General features: G+C 69.3%; 19 protein-coding genes. 14 read left to right on the top strand and 5 right to left on the bottom strand.

The genetic code is table 11. From position 1 onward, the window contains the following. Nucleotides 1-3 precede the first annotated feature (3 nt). On the top strand, nt 4-717 hold the full coding sequence (locus LL946_RS05630; RefSeq protein WP_404385641.1) for an alpha/beta fold hydrolase: 714 nt from the start codon (nt 4-6) through the stop codon (nt 715-717). A gap of 64 nt (nt 718-781) precedes the next feature. Beyond that, nucleotides 782-2077 (top strand): hypothetical protein, encoded by a 1296-nt coding sequence (locus tag LL946_RS05625; protein ID WP_404385639.1) that lies wholly within the window; start codon nt 782-784, stop codon nt 2075-2077. Here LL946_RS05625 and LL946_RS05620 read toward each other — a convergent pair. The 4 genes from LL946_RS05620 to LL946_RS05605 form a co-directional block, all read right to left on the bottom strand. Continuing rightward, on the bottom strand, nt 2055-2684 hold the full coding sequence (locus LL946_RS05620; protein WP_404385637.1) for a hypothetical protein: 630 nt from the start codon (nt 2682-2684) through the stop codon (nt 2055-2057). The genes LL946_RS05625 and LL946_RS05620 overlap by 23 nt on opposite strands. Further along, a complete protein-coding gene (locus LL946_RS05615) occupies nt 2681-3280 on the bottom strand; it encodes a hypothetical protein (protein WP_404385635.1) in 600 nt (199 codons plus the stop codon). Before LL946_RS05615 ends, LL946_RS05620 begins: the two co-directional genes overlap by 4 nt. Then, entirely contained in the window at nt 3277-3897 is a 621-nt protein-coding gene (locus tag LL946_RS05610; protein ID WP_404385633.1) for a hypothetical protein, read from the bottom strand. Before LL946_RS05610 ends, LL946_RS05615 begins: the two co-directional genes overlap by 4 nt. Nucleotides 3898-3975: 78 nt before the next feature. Next, the gene (locus LL946_RS05605) at nt 3976-4122 is read right to left on the bottom strand and encodes a hypothetical protein (RefSeq protein WP_404385631.1); all 147 of its coding nucleotides are present in this window, start codon (nt 4120-4122) and stop codon (nt 3976-3978) included. Nucleotides 4123-4314: 192 nt separating this feature from the next. Between LL946_RS05605 and dnaK the strand changes: the two genes are divergently transcribed. From dnaK to LL946_RS05565, 8 genes are all read left to right on the top strand, one after another. Next, nucleotides 4315-6216, top strand: a complete 1902-nt coding sequence (gene dnaK / locus LL946_RS05600) for a molecular chaperone DnaK (RefSeq protein WP_404385629.1) — start codon at nt 4315-4317, stop codon at nt 6214-6216. Next, a complete protein-coding gene (gene grpE, locus LL946_RS05595; RefSeq protein WP_404385627.1) occupies nt 6213-6872 on the top strand; it encodes a nucleotide exchange factor GrpE in 660 nt (219 codons plus the stop codon). The genes dnaK and grpE overlap by 4 nt, the downstream gene beginning before the upstream one ends. Nucleotides 6873-6945: 73 nt before the next feature. Continuing rightward, complete coding sequence (locus LL946_RS05590) at nt 6946-7983, top strand: DnaJ C-terminal domain-containing protein (protein ID WP_404385625.1); 1038 nt, start codon at nt 6946-6948, stop codon at nt 7981-7983. 2 nt (nt 7984-7985) lie between these two features. Continuing rightward, nucleotides 7986-8444 carry a heat shock protein transcriptional repressor HspR gene (locus LL946_RS05585; RefSeq protein ID WP_404385623.1) on the top strand — a complete coding sequence of 153 codons (459 nt, stop codon included), beginning with the start codon at nt 7986-7988 and terminating at the stop codon, nt 8442-8444. 27 nt (nt 8445-8471) lie between these two features. Next, complete coding sequence (locus tag LL946_RS05580) at nt 8472-8741, top strand: hypothetical protein (protein WP_404385621.1); 270 nt, start codon at nt 8472-8474, stop codon at nt 8739-8741. Between the two features lie 210 nt (nt 8742-8951). Continuing rightward, complete coding sequence (gene mmsA, locus LL946_RS05575; RefSeq protein ID WP_404386799.1) at nt 8952-10478, top strand: multiple monosaccharide ABC transporter ATP-binding protein; 1527 nt, start codon at nt 8952-8954, stop codon at nt 10476-10478. Further along, a complete protein-coding gene (gene mmsB / locus LL946_RS05570) occupies nt 10475-11725 on the top strand; it encodes a multiple monosaccharide ABC transporter permease (RefSeq protein WP_404385619.1) in 1251 nt (416 codons plus the stop codon). Before mmsA ends, mmsB begins: the two co-directional genes overlap by 4 nt. An 87-nt stretch (nt 11726-11812) precedes the next feature. Then, nucleotides 11813-12916 (top strand): substrate-binding domain-containing protein, encoded by a 1104-nt coding sequence (locus LL946_RS05565; protein WP_404385617.1) that lies wholly within the window; start codon nt 11813-11815, stop codon nt 12914-12916. Nucleotides 12917-13058: 142 nt separating this feature from the next. Here LL946_RS05565 and LL946_RS05560 read toward each other — a convergent pair whose 3' ends face one another. Then, on the bottom strand, nt 13059-13808 hold the full coding sequence (locus tag LL946_RS05560) for a FadR/GntR family transcriptional regulator (RefSeq protein ID WP_404385615.1): 750 nt from the start codon (nt 13806-13808) through the stop codon (nt 13059-13061). A 137-nt stretch (nt 13809-13945) separates the two neighbouring features. Between LL946_RS05560 and LL946_RS05555 the strand changes: the two genes are divergently transcribed. From LL946_RS05555 to dgoD, 4 genes are all read left to right on the top strand, one after another. Continuing rightward, nucleotides 13946-15238, top strand: coding sequence for an ABC transporter substrate-binding protein (locus LL946_RS05555; protein ID WP_404385613.1), 1293 nt, complete (start codon nt 13946-13948; stop codon nt 15236-15238). Between the two features lie 180 nt (nt 15239-15418). Further along, a complete protein-coding gene (locus LL946_RS05550) occupies nt 15419-16336 on the top strand; it encodes a carbohydrate ABC transporter permease (protein WP_404385611.1) in 918 nt (305 codons plus the stop codon). Further along, nucleotides 16336-17151 (top strand): carbohydrate ABC transporter permease, encoded by an 816-nt coding sequence (locus tag LL946_RS05545; RefSeq protein WP_404385609.1) that lies wholly within the window; start codon nt 16336-16338, stop codon nt 17149-17151. The genes LL946_RS05550 and LL946_RS05545 overlap by 1 nt, the downstream gene beginning before the upstream one ends. A 5-nt stretch (nt 17152-17156) precedes the next feature. Next, entirely contained in the window at nt 17157-18308 is a 1152-nt protein-coding gene (gene dgoD / locus LL946_RS05540) for a galactonate dehydratase (RefSeq protein WP_404385607.1), read from the top strand. Nucleotides 18309-18340: the final 32 nt, after the last annotated feature.

Here is an 18340-nt window from a genome sequence, read left to right as displayed (position 1 = left end):
GGCATGGCCGAGCTGCGTCGCTTCGACGTCGGAGGAACCCACCTCGCCGTCCTCGTGCACGATGCGGCGCGGTCGACCCTGCCGCCCGCCGTCCTCCTGCCGGGCACCGGCCTCACGGCCTCGGACTGGGACGTCGTCGCGGCGGACCTGTCGAGGGACCGGACCGTCCACGCCGTCGACCTGCGCGGCCACGGAGCGAGCGACCGGTCCGGCGCCTACTCGATCGAGCTCATGGCCTCGGACGTCGAGGCCCTTCTCCCGCAGCTGGCCGACGACGGAGTCCGGCTCGACGTCGTCGGGCACTCCCTCGGGGGCCTCGTCGCCTGTCGGGTCGCAGCCGACTCGCCGCTGGTGCGACGGCTCGTCCTCGAGGACGTGGGGCTCATGCGCCCGCGCCGACCGTCCATGCCCTCGCGGCCCCGGGGTGACATCGACTTCGACTGGGCGATGGTCGAGCAGACCCGTCCGCAGGTCGACAGCCCGTCTGCAGGATGGCCCGACCTGCTCCGGCGGATCGCGGTGCCGGTGCTCGCCATCGGTGGTGGGCCGCGCAGCTTCGTCCCGCAGGAGTGGATCGACGACCTCGTCGCCACCATCCCCTCGGCCACCGGGGTGACGATCGACGCGGGCCACGAGGTCCATGCGGCCCGGCCCACGGAGTTCCTCGCGGCGGTGCGCAGCTTCCTCGACGGCTCGCCCGGGCCACAGCACGGCTGACTGGATATGCTCCGGTCGTCATGAGGGGCGCCCGCGCACGGGCGAGTGTTCGGGGGGCTGCGGCATGAACGACGAGCTGAGGGTGCGGGACATCCCCGCCGTTCTCGTGTCGGCGTGGCGGATCCTGCGGGTCTACTGGGCGCCGTTCGTCGTCATCGCCTGCCTGGGCCTCGCCCTGCGGAGCGGCGCGCTCTGGCTCGCGGTCGTCGTCAGCGACCACAACGCGTTCGTCGCGCAGCTCATCCTCGTCCTCGCACCGCTCGGCTTCCTCCTCGCGATGATCGCCATGCTGTGGCTGACGCGGGGGGCGCTGCCCAACATCGCCGAGCTGTCCCGTCGCGAGGCCCGGCAGGCTCCGACCGAGAAGCGCGAGATGCGGCTCGTCGACGTCGCGGTGAGCGTGCTCGTGCCCTTCCTCGCCGTCTACGTCTCCTACGGGCTGCTCAAGGAGGACCTCTACCGCTTCACCAACGAGGCAGCCTACGCCGAGTTCAACCAGTTCAGCCTCGACGGGCCGCCGGACGTCGACTTCGCCGGCCGGCTCGCCATCTACGACTGGCAGGTCATCCTCGCGATCGTCGCCATCGCCTGGGTGCTGCGCTACGCGCTCGGCAGGATCGAGAGCGTGACGCGCTTCCTCTGGCTGGCGTTCGTGGGCGCGCTGGTCGAGGTCTACTACACCTCGCAGGTCGCCCAGAAGGTCACCGAGATCCGCGAGGCAGGGGTCACCTGGGTCGAGGAGCGGCGTGCCTCGCAGCTCGTCCTCGACCAGTACGACCAGGTCATCGAGACCCTCGGTCCGATGGCCAACCCCGTCGACACCGCGACGACGTGGCTCTTCGGCCTGCTCGGCGCCGTCGACGCGGTGGTCGTCGTCCCGCTCGCGTGGCTGACCGTCGGCGCCGTCGTCCTCGGGCACAAGCTCTCGGCGCCCGAGAGCCCTGCGGTCCAGCCGAACCCGCGCTGGGAGCGGATCCCCGCGCCGGTCCGTCGCTATGGCGGCGGACTGGTCGCCGACGTGCGCGAGCGCTGGTCGGCGTTCTGGAACGGCCTGCGCATGATGGCGACCGCGGGGCTGCTCCCGATGCTCACCTTCTGCCTCGCCTTCCTGGTCGTCATCCGCATCCCGTGGCTCGTCGGTCAGCTGATCCGGCTCGTCGCCGGCCCGCTCCAGACCGACACGTGGCTGGCGTTCTCGCCGATGGAGAAGGCCGTGGGACTCGCGGTCACCATGGTCCTCGCGGCAGCCCTCCTCGCAGCGGCCATCGACTGGCTCCTCGGGCCGAAGCTCGGTCCTGCTCCCGACGACGAGCCGCGGCCGTCCGCCGTGCGAGAGGTCATCGCGGAAGCCGGAGCGTGACGTAGTCCGGGTTCTCGAACGAGATCCGCAGCTCGACCAGCCGGGCGTCCTTCGGCACGGCGATGGCGGGGGAGACCGACCACTCGCGCGGGCGCGGCTGCTCATCCGGCGGGAGCGCCCCTCTTTCCATCGAGTCGAGGACGGCCAGGCTCGGTCCGGGCCGGTCCTCGGGCACGCACACGGTGACGCTCGGGCCGATCGCGTCGAAGACGTGCCCGACCCGGTACTGCCGGCCCTGGTCGTCGACGAGGGTGAGTGCGCAGTTCTTGAGCGTCTGGTCCGGCTCGGCGCGGAAGTCGAGGTCGACGGTCCGCGCCACCATGCCGTCGGCCAGCGTGAACTCGTCGGAGTACCTGCTCTCGTATGCCGTGTCCTCGCCTCCCAGCCCGGCGAGCCTCACCGAGTAGCCGCGGGTGAGGTCCCCGTGCGCGTCGGACGTCTGCTCGGTGACGGTGACCCACTCGCCTGCCTCTCCGTCGGCGATCTCGTGGTGCTGCCCGGACTGATACCAGAACACCGGCACGCGGTAGCCGTTGGCGGCGAGCATGGCGACGATCGCGACGGGTGCCGCGGCCATCCACCACCTGCTGGGTGGGACCGCGCTCATCGCCGGGCCTCCTCGGGTGGCACGGGACCGCTCTCCTTGACGTCGACCGGGTCCGTCTGCGCCCACAGGCCGTCGACCTCGGACCTGTCGATGCCGAGGTCGATCTGGGCGAGGTCGTCCCGGCGGAACTCCGACTCGTGCGAGTCCCAGGCTCCCCGCGTCACCATGAGGCGGGCTCCCTCGAGCGCCCTCCGGGGCACGTCGAAGCAGACGCTCGCGTAGTGCCGCACGCCGGTGGCGAGGTTGGCGTTCTGGACGCACTCGCTCCCGCGCGTCGACGCGATCCAGCGGCGGTCCTGCGCGTCGACGAGGAACAGTCCGGCCACGGTCGTGGGCTGCCGGGTCGCCACCAGCTCGGTGTCCACGACGAGCCAGCGCCCGCCCGAGGCGGAGGCGGGGTTGCCCATGACCGTCGGTGTGACGTGGATGCCGGTGACGGTGACCTCCACCTGGTCCAGGCGGACGGTCTCGCCGACGGTCCCGGCGTGGACGAAGGGCTGGTCGGCGACGTCGCTCAACGGGACGTGGTCGTTGATGAGGCGACCCAGGCCCATGGCGGCGATGACGAGCGCCGCCGACGCGATGGCGCGCCTCACCGTCGCCTCACGAGTGGGAGCGATCCCTCGCCCTGGATCTCGTCGCGGGCGACCCACGCGTTCGGGTCGAGGGTCTGCTTGTCCTCCTCGCGGAACTCCACGAGGTTGGTCCTGACCGTCACCTCGTCCCCCTGCCACGGGCCCGACGTCGTGAAGGTCAGCGCCAGGCGGTACGTGAGGCCGGGGTTGAAGCTTGACATCCGCGTCGAGTCCTCAACGAAGTAGAGCCCGGGCGCCTCCACCACCTCGACGCCACCTCCCGAGACCGACACGTTCTTCGTCAGCGTCACGGCGTACTCGGGCCGGTCGCCGGTCAGGGTCACCCGAGCGTCGAGGACGATGACGCGCTCGGACGGCTCGGGCTCCACGGCCGGCGCGAGGTCGGGGAGCTCGACGACCTGGTCGATGACGACCTCGTAGGGGCCGACCATCATGGCGGTGCCCGCGGTGATCGGCTCGGGTCCCGGTTCGGGGACTCCGGCCAACCCGCCGAAGGGTGCGCTCGCGAGCAGTGCCGCGGCCACCCCGCCGCCGACCTTCTGGCTCGTCGGCCGGCCCGCCACGAACCCTCGGGCGCGTCCCAGCACGCCCCGACGGGCCGTCGTGATCTCCCCCATGGCAGGGAGTGTAGGGAATCCGGGACCAGACGTTCGCCCGGAGCCGGAGCAGTGAGGGGCGACGCGGTGACGTCGAGCTCAGCCGGCGCGCAGGCGCTGACGCTCTGCGCGCAGGGTCTGCATCCGCGCCCAGTAGGCCGCCCGGTCGGCCGGCTCGTCGGCGTCCGTTGCCCGGCGTGCTGCGCGGACGACCCGGAGCCGACGCGCGGTCATGTCCTCTGCCATGCAAAGAACGGTAGGGCGGAGCACCGACAGCCGCCCCGTCCCATCCCGGTGGGCGGGCGGGAACATGTCGGGGCCACCAAGAGTTGAGTCGAGTGAACGCAAGTTTTGACACCCGGATTTGCCACACGGCATACCGGCTCCTAACTTGAGTGAGAGCAACTCAACGCAAGCACTACGCAAGGAGAGCCCCACATGGCCCGTGCAGTCGGTATCGACCTCGGAACCACCAACTCGGCCGTCGCCGTCCTCGAGGGTGGCGAGCCCACGATCATCGCGAACGCCGAGGGTGGCCGCACCACCCCGTCGGTCGTCGCGTTCTCCAAGGGCGGTGAGGTCCTCGTCGGCGAGATCGCGAAGCGCCAGGCCGTGACCAACGCCGACCGCACCCTCCGCTCCGTCAAGCGCCACATGGGCACCGACTGGACGAGCGCCGACATCGACGGCAAGAAGTACACCGCCCAGGAGATCAGCGCCCGCACGCTCCAGAAGCTCAAGCGCGACGCCGAGTCCTACCTCGGTGAGCCCGTCACCGACGCGGTCATCACCGTCCCCGCCTACTTCGACGACGCCGAGCGCCAGGCCACCAAGGAGGCCGGCGAGATCGCGGGCCTCAACGTCCTGCGCATCGTCAACGAGCCGACCGCGGCGGCCCTGGCCTACGGCCTCGACAAGGGCAAGGAGGACGAGCTCATCCTCGTCTTCGACCTCGGTGGTGGCACCTTCGACGTGTCCCTCCTCGAGGTCGGCAAGGATCCGGAGGACGGGTTCTCGACGATCCAGGTCCGCGCGACCAGCGGTGACAACCAGCTCGGTGGTGACGACTGGGACGACCGCGTCGTCCAGCACCTGCTCACCACGGTCAAGAACAACACCGGCGTCGACCTGTCCAAGGACAAGATCGCCATGCAGCGTCTGCGCGACGCCGCCGAGCAGGCCAAGAAGGAGCTCTCCTCGGCCAGCTCGACGACGATCTCGATGCAGTACCTCTCGATGAGCGAGAACGGCCCCATCCACCTCGACGAGACGCTGACCCGCGCCCAGTTCGAGCAGATGACCAAGGACCTGCTCGACCGCACCAAGCAGCCTTTCCAGAACGTCATCAAGGACGCCGGGATCCAGCTCTCCGACATCGACCACGTGGTCCTCGTCGGTGGCTCGACCCGCATGCCGGCCGTGACCGGGCTCGTCAAGGAGCTCACCGGCGGCAAGGAGCCCAACAAGGGCGTCAACCCGGACGAGGTCGTGGCCCTCGGCGCCGCGCTCCAGGCCGGTGTCCTCAAGGGTGAGCGCAAGGACGTCCTCCTCATCGACGTCACGCCGCTCTCGCTCGGCATCGAGACCAAGGGTGGGCTCTTCACCAAGCTCATCGAGCGCAACACGGCCATCCCGACCAAGCGATCCGAGGTCTTCTCGACGGCCGAGGACAACCAGCCGTCGGTCCTCATCCAGGTCTTCCAGGGTGAGCGCGAGATCGCCCAGCAGAATAAGGCGCTCGGCACCTTCGAGCTCTCCGGCATCGCGCCCGCCCCGCGCGGCGTCCCGCAGGTCGAGGTCACCTTCGACATCGACGCCAACGGCATCGTCCACGTGACGGCCAAGGACCGCGGCACCGGCAAGGAGCAGAAGATCACCATCTCGGGCGGCAGCGCGCTGTCCAAGGAGGAGATCGAGCGCATGGTCAAGGACGCCGAGGCCCACGCCGACGAGGACAAGAAGCGTCGCGAGGAGACCGAGACCCGCAACCTTGCCGAGTCGCTCGTCTTCTCGACCGAGAAGTTCCTCAGCGAGTCGGGCGACAAGCTCAAGGACGACCAGCGTGCGCCGGTCGACACGGCCCTGGCCGACCTCAAGGAGGCCATCAAGCCCGACTCGGCGGTCGAGGTCGACGCTCTCAAGGCCAAGATCGACCACCTCAACGAGGAGTCCCAGAAGATGGGCGCCGCGATGTACGCCGCTGCCGCCGAGCAGGGCGAGTCCGGTGACGTCCCCGGTGGCGAGTCCTCCGACGCCGGTGAGCAGGCCGGTGCCCAGGACAACGACGACAGTGACGTGGTCGACGCCGAGGTCGTCGAGGACGACGAGGACAAGAAGTGACCGACTCCCGTATGCCGGGTGAGGACGAGGTCTTCGACGGCGAGATCGTGGACGCCGAGGTCGTCGACGACTCCGTTGAGGAGGACTCGGCCGACGACGCGATCAACACCGAGTCGGCCAACGACGGTGAGGAGGTGGCTCCGGCTCAGGCCGGGGCCACCGCCCCCGCGGCGGACGAGATCCCCGTCTACGGCGACAGCGGCGAGCACCCGGACACGGTGCTCGCGGCCCAGCGGCTCGAGGACCTCCAGCGGCTCAACGCCGAGTACGTCAACTACAAGCGCCGGGTCGACCGGGACCGTGCCGCGGTCCAGGAGCGAGCGGTGCGTGACGTCCTCGACTCGCTGCTGCCGGTGCTCGACGACATCCAGCTCGCGCGCGACCACGGTGACCTCACCGACGGCCCGTTCGCGGCGATCGCCGACAAGCTCGAGTCGAGCCTGGGCAAGTTCGGCCTGACCCGCTTCGGGGCTGTCGGCGAGGTGTTCGACCCGACCCGGCACGAGGCGCTCATGCACGCCGCCTGGGACGCGTCGAACCCGGACCTGCCGACGGACGCCGACTCGACGACGGTCGTCCAGGTGCTCCAGCCGGGCTACCGCAGCGGCGAGCAGGTCCTGCGCCCCGCGCGCGTGGCCGTCGCCGATCCCGAGTGAGGTTGGGCAAGACTGACCGCGAGCCGAACGCCCCTGTGGCGCAACGGCATACGATGACCGAAAGGAGGCGCTGATGGCGAGCCAGGACTGGTTCGAGAAGGACTTCTACGCGATCCTCGGCGTCCCCAAGGAGGCCGACGCCGCCGCGATCAAGAAGGCCTACCGCAAGCTCGCGCGCACCCACCACCCCGACAAGAACCCCGGGGACGCCGGCGCCGAGCAGAAGTTCAAGGACATCGGTGAGGCACACGCTGTGCTCTCCGACGCCAAGCAGCGCGAGGAGTACGACGTGGTCCGCCAGATGGCGCACGGCGGCGCCCGCTTCACCGCCGGCGGTCCCGGTGGCAACGGCGGCTTCGAGGACATCTTCAGCGCATTCGGGGGCGGAGGCGGCTCGCGGGTCCGCTTCGACACCGGTGGGCGCCAGTCCTATGGTGCCGGCTACCCCGGTGGTGGCGACGACATCAACGACCTCCTGTCGCAGATGTTCGGCGGTGCGGCGGGTGGGGGTGGCCGTCCACAACCCGGGTATGCCGGCTACGGCGCTCCCCGCGGTCCCCGCAAGGGCGCCGACGTCCAGGCCACGACGACGCTCCCGTTCCGGGACGCCGTCGAGGGCTCGACCGTGACCCTGCGTACCGCCGAGGGGCGGACCATCACGGCCCGCATCCCGGCGGGCGTCAAGGACGGGCAGAAGATCCGGCTGCGCGGCAAGGGCCAGCCCGGTGAGCCCGGTGCTGCAGCCGGTGACCTCATGCTCACGGTCGCCATCGAGAAGCACCCCGTCTTCGGCCGCGACGGCGACAACCTCACGATCGACCTGCCCGTGACGTTCGCCGAGGCGGCGCTCGGGGCCACGGTCGCCGTGCCCACCCTCGACGGGTCGAGCGTCAAGGTCCGGATCGCTCCGGGCACACCGTCGGGTCGGGTGCTGCGCGTCAAGGGTTCTGGGGTCGCCGGCAAGTCCGCCACGGGCGACCTGCTCGCCAAGGTGCAGGTCATCGTCCCCGACGAGCTCTCCGACAAGGCTCGCGAGGCCGTCGAGGTCCTCCGTTCGGAGTCCGGGGGTGTCGACCCCAGGGCCGCCCTCGTCGAGCAGGCCAAGGCCTGAGCATGGCTGCGCGCCAGGGGAAGTCGCGACCGGATGACGAGGCAGCCGTCTTCGTCATCTCGGTCGCGGCCGAGCTCGCAGGCATGCACGCGCAGACGCTGCGCCAGTACGACCGGCTCGGTCTGGTCACGCCGTCGCGCACCCGCGGTGGCGGGCGGCGCTACTCGGCCCGCGACGTCGAGCTGCTCCGCCAGGTCCAGCGGCTCTCGCAGGACGAGGGTGTCAGCCTCGCCGGCATCGCTCGCATCCTCGAGCTCGAGAACCACGTCGACGCCCTCCGGTCCCGCGTCGCCGAGCTGACCGAGGAGGTCGAGCGGCTGCGGGCCACGACGTCCGGGGGCTCGCGGATCTTCTCGGTCGGGCCCGGTGGCGAGATCCTCGCCAGCCGGCTCGGCGAGCGGCCCCGACGCCGCCCGGGTCCGGGTTCGGCGTCGCAGGCGCTCGTCCTCTGGCGTCCCTGACCGGGCGGACGGCATACGCTGCGGCTCGTGACCGAGCACCTGCTTCTCTTTCCCGAGCGCGAGACCGCCGACGAGATCGCGACCGAGCTCGCCGACGAGGGCTTCACCGAGGTGCGCGTCATCCGGGTCGCGCACGCCGGGGAGGACGACGCCGAGGACGCCGACTGGGCGGTCCACGTCCGCGAGGAGATGGTCGACGACCAGGCGAGCCCGGTCGAGAGTGGCCTGCGGGACCGCTTCTCGGCCCTCGCCGACGAGCGCGGCGGCTGGTACGACCCGGAGCCGACGGTCCCCTGACCCGTGCCTGGCCGGGCCCTCGTCCGGTGGCGTGCGGCCGAGCTCCGAAATGTCCACTTGAGCTTGTCCACCGGACAAGCCCGGCGTCCGACTCCGGAAGTGCGCGTGCCTGACAGAGTGTGGGTCTAGCATCGGGAATCCGAGGCCACTGAGGTCCTCGGACGTGATTGACGAGGAGAAGACGTGGCCGATCCGGCGCCCATCCTGGAGATGACGGGCATCACCAAGACATTCCCAGGTGTCAAGGCCCTGTCCGACGTCAACCTCACGGTGCGGCGCGGTGACGTGCACGCGATCTGTGGCGAGAACGGCGCCGGCAAGTCGACCCTCATGAAGGTCTTGTCGGGTGTGCACCCCCACGGGTCATACGAGGGCACGATCCGCTTCAACGGCGCCGACGTCACCTTCAACAACATCCGCGACTCCGAGCACGCGGGCATCGTCATCATCCACCAGGAGCTGGCGCTCATCCCCGAGCTCTCCATCGCCGAGAACATCTTCCTCGGCAACGAGGAGACCAAGCGCGGAGCGATCGACTGGGTCAAGACCAACAACCGCGCCCGTGACCTCCTGGCCCGCGTCGGCCTGGCCGAGGACCCCGAGACCCCGATCAAGAACATCGGCGTCGGCAAGCAGCAGCTCGTCGAGATCGCCAAGGCCCTCGCCAAGGACGTCCAGCTGCTCATCCTCGACGAGCCCACCGCGGCCCTCAACGAGGAGGACTCGCGCCACCTGCTCGACCTCATCCGGGGCCTGCAGGGCAAGGGCATCACCTCGATCATGATCAGCCACAAGCTCAACGAGATCGAGGCCATCGCCGACGCCATCACGATCATCCGCGACGGCGAGACGGTCGAGACCCTCGACGTGCGCGAGGGTGCCGTCGACGAGGACCGCATCATCCGCGGCATGGTCGGCCGGTCCCTCGAGTCGCGCTTCCCGGACCACACGCCCGAGATCGGCGAGGTCATGTTCGAGGTCAAGGACTGGACGGTCTCGCACCCGCAGGTCCCCGAGCGGCTCGTCGCCAAGCAGTCCGACTTCTTCGTGCGACGCGGCGAGATCGTCGGCTTCGCCGGTCTCATGGGCTCGGGCCGCACCGAGCTCATGCGCTCGATCTTCGGCCACTCCTACGGCACGTGGCTCGGCGGCGAGATGACGCTCAACGGCAAGAAGGTCGACCTGCGCAGCGTCCCCGCCGCCATCGACGCGGGCATCGGCTACGTCACCGAGGACCGCAAGTCTCTCGGCCTCAACCTCCTCGACGACATCAAGACGACGACGGTGTCGGCCAAGCTCAAGAAGATCGCGCACAACCTCGTCATCGACCGCCGTGCCGAGCACTCCGCGGCCGACGACTACCGCAAGCAGCTGCGCACCAAGACGCCGTCGGTCGACTACGACGTCGCCAAGCTCTCCGGTGGCAACCAGCAGAAGGTCGTGCTGGCCAAGTGGCTCTTCACCGACCCCGACCTGCTCATCCTCGACGAGCCCACCCGTGGCATCGACGTCGGCGCCAAGTACGAGATCTACGGGATCATCCAGCGCCTCGCCAGCCAGGGCAAGGGCGTCATCGTCGTCAGCTCCGAGCTTCCAGAGCTGCTCGGCCTGAGCGACCGGATCTACACCATCAGCGAGGGCCGGATCACCGGAGTCCTCGACAAGGAGCACGCCGACCAGGAGTCGCTCATGCGGCTCATGACCAAGACCTCGACGACCCCGAAGGACGCTGCATGAACAAGCTCAAGGAGATCTTCGGTGGAGACACCCGTCAGTTCGGGATGATCTTCGCGCTCGTCTTCCTCATCGTGCTGTTCCAGGTCCTCACCGACGGCCTGACGCTCGACCCGGGCAACGTCATCAACATCTTCCAGGGCAACAGCTACATCCTGGTCATGGCGATCGGCATGGTGCTCGTCATCATCGCCGGGCACATCGACCTCTCGGTCGGCTCGGTCGCGGCGTTCGCCGGCATCGTCGTCGCCATCGCGATGCGCGACTGGAGCATCCCCTGGTGGATCGGCATTTTGCTCGGCCTGGCCATCGGTGCCCTGGTCGGTGCGTGGCAGGGCTTCTGGGTCGCGGTCATCGGCATCCCCGCCTTCATCGTCACCCTCGCGGGCATGCTCATCTTCCGTGGGGCCAACCAGTGGGTCGGCAAGTCCAACACCGTCCCCGTGGGTGAGGAGTTCCAGCGGATCGGCGCCGGCTACCTGCCCGAGGTCGGGCCCAAGACGGGCTACAACAACCTCACCGTGCTCATCGGAGTGCTCGTCTGTGCGGCGATCATCGGTGGGACCCTGCGCAACCGCCGCAACCAGGCCAAGATCGGTGCCGACCTCGAGGACGGCACGGTCATGTGGATCCGGCTGGGGCTGATATCGATCGCGATCCTCGCGGTCGCGATGCTCATGGCCTCCGGCCGCCCGGGCACGTCGCTGCCGATCTCGGCGCTCATCCTCGGTGCGCTCGTCCTCCTCTACGGCTTCATCTCGACGCGCACGATCATCGGTCGTCACGTCTACGCCGTGGGTGGCAACCGCCACGCCGCCGAGCTCTCCGGTGTGCGGTCCAAGCGGGTCAACTTCCTCGTCATGATGAACATGTCGATCCTCGCGGCCCTCGCCGGGATGATGTTCGTCGCGCGCTCCAACGCCTCCGGCCCCTTCGACGGCGTCGGCTGGGAGCTCGACGCGATCGCCGCCGTCTTCATCGGTGGCGCCGCGGTCACCGGTGGTGTCGGCACCGTCGTCGGCGCCGTCATCGGTGGTCTCGTCATGGCCGTGCTCAACAACGGCCTCCAGCTGCTCGGCGTCGGGGCCGACATGACCCAGATCATCAAGGGCCTCGTGCTCCTCACCGCCGTCGCGTTCGACGTCTACAACAAGTCCCAGGGCCGGCGCTCGATCACCGGCCTCATCATGCAGAACTTCGGTGGTCGGGCGACCAAGGAGACGACGGAGACGGTCAAGCAGGAGTCCTGAGGTCGGCCGTCCGCACCACAACTGAATACGCACGACAGTGACGCCTCCGCCCCGGGTGCGTCACGGCATACGAAAGAAAGAGACAACATGCGTTCCCTCACCAAGCTGATGGCGGTCTCCGCCGTCGCCGCCCTCGCTCTGACCGGCTGCGGCCGGGCCGACGAGGAGACCCCCACGGGCTCCGACAGCACGGCCTCCGGGGCGACCGGTGGCTTCGCCGGCGACTCGCTCATCGGCGTCTCGCTCCCGCAGAAGACCTCCGAGAACTGGGTCCTCGCCGAGCAGCTCTTCAAGGACGACCTCGCCAAGGCCGGCTTCAAGGCCGACGTCCAGTTCGCCAACGGTGGTGTCGGCGAGCAGCAGAACCAGATCCAGTCCATGGTCACCAAGGGCGCCAAGGTCATCGTCGTGGGTGCCATCGACGGCGCGCAGCTCGGCACCCAGGTCAAGGCAGCCAAGGACGGCGGCGCGACCGTCATCGCCTACGACCGTCTCCTCAAGAACACCGACGCCGTCGACTACTACGTCGCCTACGACAACTTCAAGGTCGGCGAGCTCCAGGGCAACGCGCTCCTCGAGGGCATGGCGGCCAAGAAGCCCAACGGTCCCTACAACATCGAGCTCTTCGCCGGTTCGCCCGACGACGCCAACGCCCAGGTCTTCTTCGACGGCGCCATGAGCGTCCTCAAGCCGAAGATCGACGACGGCACGCTCAAGGTCACCTCGGGCCAGACCGCCTTCAACCAGGCCGTCACCCAGGGCTGGAAGGCCGAGAACGCGCAGAAGCGCATGGACACCCTCCTCTCGGCGTCCTACTCGTCGGCCGCTCTCGACGGCGTCCTCTCCCCGAACGACACCCTCGCCCGCGCGATCATCACCTCGGTCAAGGCCGCCGGCAAGCCCGTCCCGGTCGTCACCGGTCAGGACTCCGAGGTCGAGTCGGTGAAGTCGATCATGGCCGGCGAGCAGTACTCCACGATCAACAAGGACACCCGCAACCTCGTCAAGGCGACGATCGAGATGGTCGTGGCCCTGCAGAAGGGCGAGAAGCCGACCGTCAACGACGACAAGTCCTACGACAACGGCGTCAAGGTGGTCCCGGCCAACCTGCTCGAGCCGCTCATCGTCACCAAGGCGAACGCCAAGGAGGCCTACGCCAACGACCCGACCCTGTCGGCGCTCACCCAGTGAGCTGAGACCCTCGCGGTCCCTGCTTCGGCCCCGTCACCTTTGTGGTGGCGGGGCCGCGGCGCGTCCGGACCCTGCCCGTATGCCGTCCGCCCAGCCGGGGTGCGCCGGTGGCCGTGCGCGATGGGTCGCCGAGCGAGGTGTGTCAGACCCCGGCGGCCGGGACGCCCTCCTGCTCCTCCCAGAGCTGGCGAGTCTCACCCATGGTCCGGTCCATGATCGCCACCATCGCCTCGTGGGCGCGGTCGCCGTCACCGCGCTGGATCGAGGCGGCGACGTCGCTGTGCAGCTGGAGCGCGTCGACGTGCGGGTGGTGCGGCATGAGGCCGTAGGCGTGGCGCCCGGCGAGCACCTCGGCGACCTGCTTGTGGAGGTGCTCGAACATCTCGTTGCCCGAGGCGGCCAGCACGCGCGTGTGGAACTCGATGTCGAGGCGGAGGAAGTCGTCCATCCGCCCGTCCTGTCCGGCGGCCCAGAGCTGCCCGGCGAGGGTGACGAGCTCGGAGGCCTCGAGCGGTCGGGCGCGCTCGGCCGCCAGGCGTGCAGCCTGGGGCTCGACGGCCGTGCGCAGTTCGGTGATCGAGCGCAGCTGCGTGAGGCGCCCCCCGGTGGCGAGCCGCCATCGGATGACGAGCGGGTCGTAGACGTTCCAGGCGGAGCGGTCGAGGACGAGCGTGCCCACGCGCCTCCGCGAGGTCACGAGCCCCATCGACGACAGCACCCGCAGCGCCTCGCGCACGACCGAGCGTGAGACCGCGTGGCGCGCCATGAGGTCGTCGATGAACAGGATCGTCCCGGGAGCCAGCTCACCGCCGCAGATCGAGAGTCCCAGCGACTCGACGAGGCGCCCGTGAAGGCCGGACTGGTCGTCTGCGGGAGGCGCGTCGGTGGGCACGTCACAAATCATACGCATGAGGGCTTGCCTCTTGCACAAGTCGGATTTATGGATCTATGCTCGCCGACAAGACGGACGAGAGTCCGCCGCGGCGACGGCTCCAATGGCGGGGCGGCCGGATATCCAAGGAGATCGACGTGTTGCGACGCACAGCAATCGGATCGACCCTCGCACTCGCCGCGGCGCTCAGCCTCTCGGCGTGCGGTGGCGGTGGCGACGACGAGGGCACCGGGTCCAAGACCATCCAGGTGACCCTCGCCAACCACGTGTGGACCGAGAACATCAAGGCGGCCCTGCCCGAGTTCGAGAAGGAGACCGGCCTCAAGGTCGAGCTCACCCAGCTCGGCGAGGACCAACTCTCCGACCAGTACAACGTCAAGCTCAACGCGGGGACCAGCGACCTCGACGTGATGATGTACCGCCCCCTCCAGGAGGGCAAGCTCTTCGGCAAGAACGGTTACCTGTCCGACATCACGAAGGACGCCAAGGGCGCCTCCGAGTGGAACTGGAGCGACTTCCAGTCCGGCCCGGTCGAGGCGACGACCTACGACGGCAAGGTCGTGGGTGTCCCGCTCATCACCGAGACCGAGGTCCTCTACTACCGCAAGGACCTGCTCGCCAAGGCCGGCTACTCCGCGCCGCCCAAGACGCTCGACGAGCTCAAGGAGGCCGCCGCCAAGGTGCAGGCCGCCAACCCGGGAGTCGCCGGCTTCATCGCGCGCACCGGCAAGTCCGCCGCCGTCACCCAGTTCTCCGGCTTCCTCTACAGCTTCGGCGGGCAGTGGGCCGACGAGTCAGGCAAGGCCGCGGTCGACTCGGCCGAGGCCAAGCAGGCCTACGCCTACTACGGCGGGCTCATCCACGACCACGGCCCCAAGAACGTCAGCACCGACATGAGCTGGCCCGAGGCGATGGCGATCTTCACCCAGGGCCAGGCCGCGTTCTACACGGAGGCGAGCTCGCTCTACAAGAACGCCACCGACCCGGCCAAGTCCAAGGTCTCCGAGACCGTCGGCTTCGCGCCGTTCCCTGAGGGCCCGGCCGGCTCCAAGCCCTACAACGTCCCGTCGTGGGCCCTCGGCATCAACGAGGCGTCCGAGAACAAGGCGAACGCCTGGAAGTTCATCGAGTGGGCGACGAGCAAGGAGCAGACGCTCGCCAACCAGAAGGCCGGTGTCCCCGGCGCTCGCACCTCCGTCGCCAGCGACGCCGACGCGACCTCGACCTACCCCAAGGACCTCGTCGAGGCCGCAGCAGCCGGCGCGAAGAACGGTGTCGGCTTCGACCGCCCCCAGGTCGTCAAGGTCCCCGAGGCCCGCGAGCTCGTCGGCCAGCCGATCGTCGACGCGATCACGGGCAAGGACTCGGCGGCCGCGGCCGACGAGGCCGCCAAGGCCTTCCAGGCCCTGCTCGACGACGAGAACAAGTGACGCCCTGACCCCAGGGCATCCCGGACCACCCGGGTGGTCGCACCGCACCAGGCGTGCGGCCACCCGGGCCCGGACCACCGGCCGGCACGCGGCCGGACCACCGGCCGGCACGCGGCCGGACCACGCGGCATACGACCGTGTCACCGCACCACGCACCCACGGCAACGAAGGCGATATCCCATGTCTGCTGACGCACTCCCCGTGACGGGAACGTCCGGGTTCTCCCGATGGGCCAACACCCATCGCAAGTGGCTCTTTGCCTCTCCCGCAATGGCGTTCGTCGTCGTGCTCATCATCTTCCCGGTGGCGTGGACGCTCTACCTCAGCCTCACCGACGCCGAGGGGTCGGTGCGCTCCGAGAAGGAGTTCGTGGGCGCGCAGAACTACCTCGACGTCCTCGCCGACACGGCCCGGTTCTGGCCGGCGGTGTGGCGCACGGTGCAGTTCACCGGCGTCGTCCTCATCGTCGAGGTCGTCCTCGGCATGGCCATCGCCCTGCTGCTGTGGCGGCCGTTCCGCGGTGAGAAGTGGGTGCGGGTCGCCATCCTCATGCCGCTCGTCGCGACCCCGGTCGCCGTCGGCATGATGTGGCGCCTCATCTTCGACCCCAACATCGGCATCGCCAACCAGGTCATCGGCTGGTTCGGCATCCCCGAGCAGCCGTGGCTGGCCGGTCGCACCTCGGCGCTGTGGACCACGATGTTCATCGACATCTGGCAGTGGACGCCGATGGTCGTCCTCATCCTCCTCGCCGGGCTGACGGCGCTGTCCGACGAGCCGCAGGAGGCCGCGCTCATCGACGGCGCGAACGGGTGGCAGCGGTTCCGCTACATCACCCTGCCGCTGATGATGCCGACCGTCATCGTCGCCATCCTGCTGCGCGGGATCGACGCCCTCAAGACCTTCGACATCCTCTACGCCACCAAGGGCAAGGGCGGTGGCAGCTACCACGAGGTCGAGACGCTCAACGTCTACGCCTACGGGCTGAGCTTCGACTACAACGAGTACGGCACGAGCTCGACCGTCCTCATCCTCTTCTTCCTCATCATCATCGGCTCGATGTGGGCCCTCACCTCACGTCGGAAGGCGGAGTACTGATGCGCGGCGGCACGGCATACAAGACGTTCCGCGTCGGGGCACTCGTCCTCGTCGTCCTCGGGCTGCTCATGCCCCTCATCTGGATGGTGGCGGCGTCGCTCAAGACGAACGTCGACATCTACGACACGAGCAAGGCGCTGCTCTTCTCGCCGACGGTCGACAACTACAAGACCGTCCTCGAGCAGGCCAACTACGTCACCTTCATCATCAACAGCCTCTGGGTGGCGTTCGCGTCGACGGTGCTGTCCCTCCTGCTCGGCGTGCCGGCGGCGTACTCGATGAGCCGGTTCTCGATGAAGCGCTCGGCGCTCGTCGTCCTCATGGCCCGCGTCATCCCGGGTGTCTCGCTACTCGTCCCGTGGTTCTACATCTTCTCGAACCTGCGCCTCGTCGGCGGCTTCACGGTGCTCGTGCTCAGCCACATGTTCGTGTCGCTGCCGCTCGTCGTCTACATCATGATGGGCTACTTCGACGGGCTGCCCACCGAGCTCGAGGAGTCCGGCCAGGTCGACGGGCTCACCCCGATCGGCGCGTTCCGGCGGATCACCCTGCCGCTCTCGACGCCCGGCATCGCGACCGCGGGGATCCTCGCCTTCATCTTCTCGTGGAACAACTTCATGTTCGCCCTCGTGCTGTCGGGTGCGAAGACCAAGACCCTGCCGGTGGCGATCTTCGACTTCGTCGGCTACGCCGCGATCGACTGGGGCGGTCTCATGGCCGCGGCCACCGTCGTCACGGTGCCGATCATGGTCATCGCGCTCCTCGCGCAGAAGTACGTCGTCTCCGGCCTCACCGCCGGTGCCACGAAGGGCTGACGCCGATGGCCTCCGTGATCGACCGGGTCGAGACCTTCCTCGTCGCCCCTCGATGGCTCTTCGTGCGCATCGAGACCTCCGACGGCATCGTCGGCTGGGGCGAAGCGACCTGCGAGGGCCGCTCCGAGACCGTGCGCACCGCCGTCGAGCAGCTCGCCGAGATCATCGTCGGGGGCGACCCCGAGCGGATCGAGGACCACTGGGCGGTGATGACCAAGGGGTCGTTCTACCGCGGCGGTCCGATCCTCGGCAGTGCCGTGTCCGGCATCGACCAGGCGCTGTGGGACATCAAGGGCAAGAGGTATGCCGCACCCGTGCACCAGCTGCTCGGGGGCGCCGTCCGCGACCGCGTCCGGGTCTACGGCTGGGTCGGCGGCGACGAGCCGAACGAGGTGCGCGACCACATCGCCGAGCAGGTGGCGGCCGGGCTCACCGCCGTGAAGATGAACGCGAGCGGGCGCATGTCACCCCTCGGCACGGTGGCCGAGATCGACGGCGTCGTGGCGCGGGTCGCGGCCGCTCGGGAGGTCCTGGGTGACCACGGCGACGTGGCCGTCGACTTCCACGGCCGCTTCAGCCTCGCCAACGCGCGTCGGGTGGCGCCGCTGCTCGAGCCCTACCGCCCGCTCTTCCTCGAGGAGCCGGTGACGCCGGAGAACTCGCACCTCATCGCGCAGTTCGTCCAGTCGACGACGACGCCCGTCTCGACCGGCGAGCGGCTCTACTGCCGGCAGGAGTTCCTGCCCGTCCTCCAGGCCGGGGTCGCGGTCGTGCAGCCGGACCTCTCCCACGCCGGCGGGATCACCGAGGTCCGCAAGATCGCCGCGCTCGCCGAGACCTTCGACGCCGCGCTCGCGCCCCACTGCCCCTTGGGTCCGCTGGCCCTCGCCTCGTCGCTCCAGGTCGCGTTCGCGACGACGAACCACCTCATCCAGGAGCAGAGCATCGGCATCCACTACAACCAGGGTGCCGACGTCCTCGACTACCTCGTCGACACCAAGCCACTGCAGTTCGTCGACGGCCACATCGAGCGGCTCACCGGTCCCGGCCTCGGGATCGAGATCGACGAGGCGGCCGTGCGCAGGGCCGCCGAGGTCGGTCACGCCTGGCGCGGACCGGTCTGGCGCCAGCCCGACGGCACCTTCGCGGAGTGGTGATGGGGCCCGGGCAGCTCGTCGCCACCCTGCGT

Source organism: Knoellia locipacati, assembly GCF_044791685.1.
GTDB classification, from domain to species: Bacteria; Actinomycetota; Actinomycetes; order Actinomycetales; family Dermatophilaceae; genus Knoellia; species Knoellia locipacati_A.
This window is presented reverse-complemented; position numbering and strand designations above follow the sequence as displayed.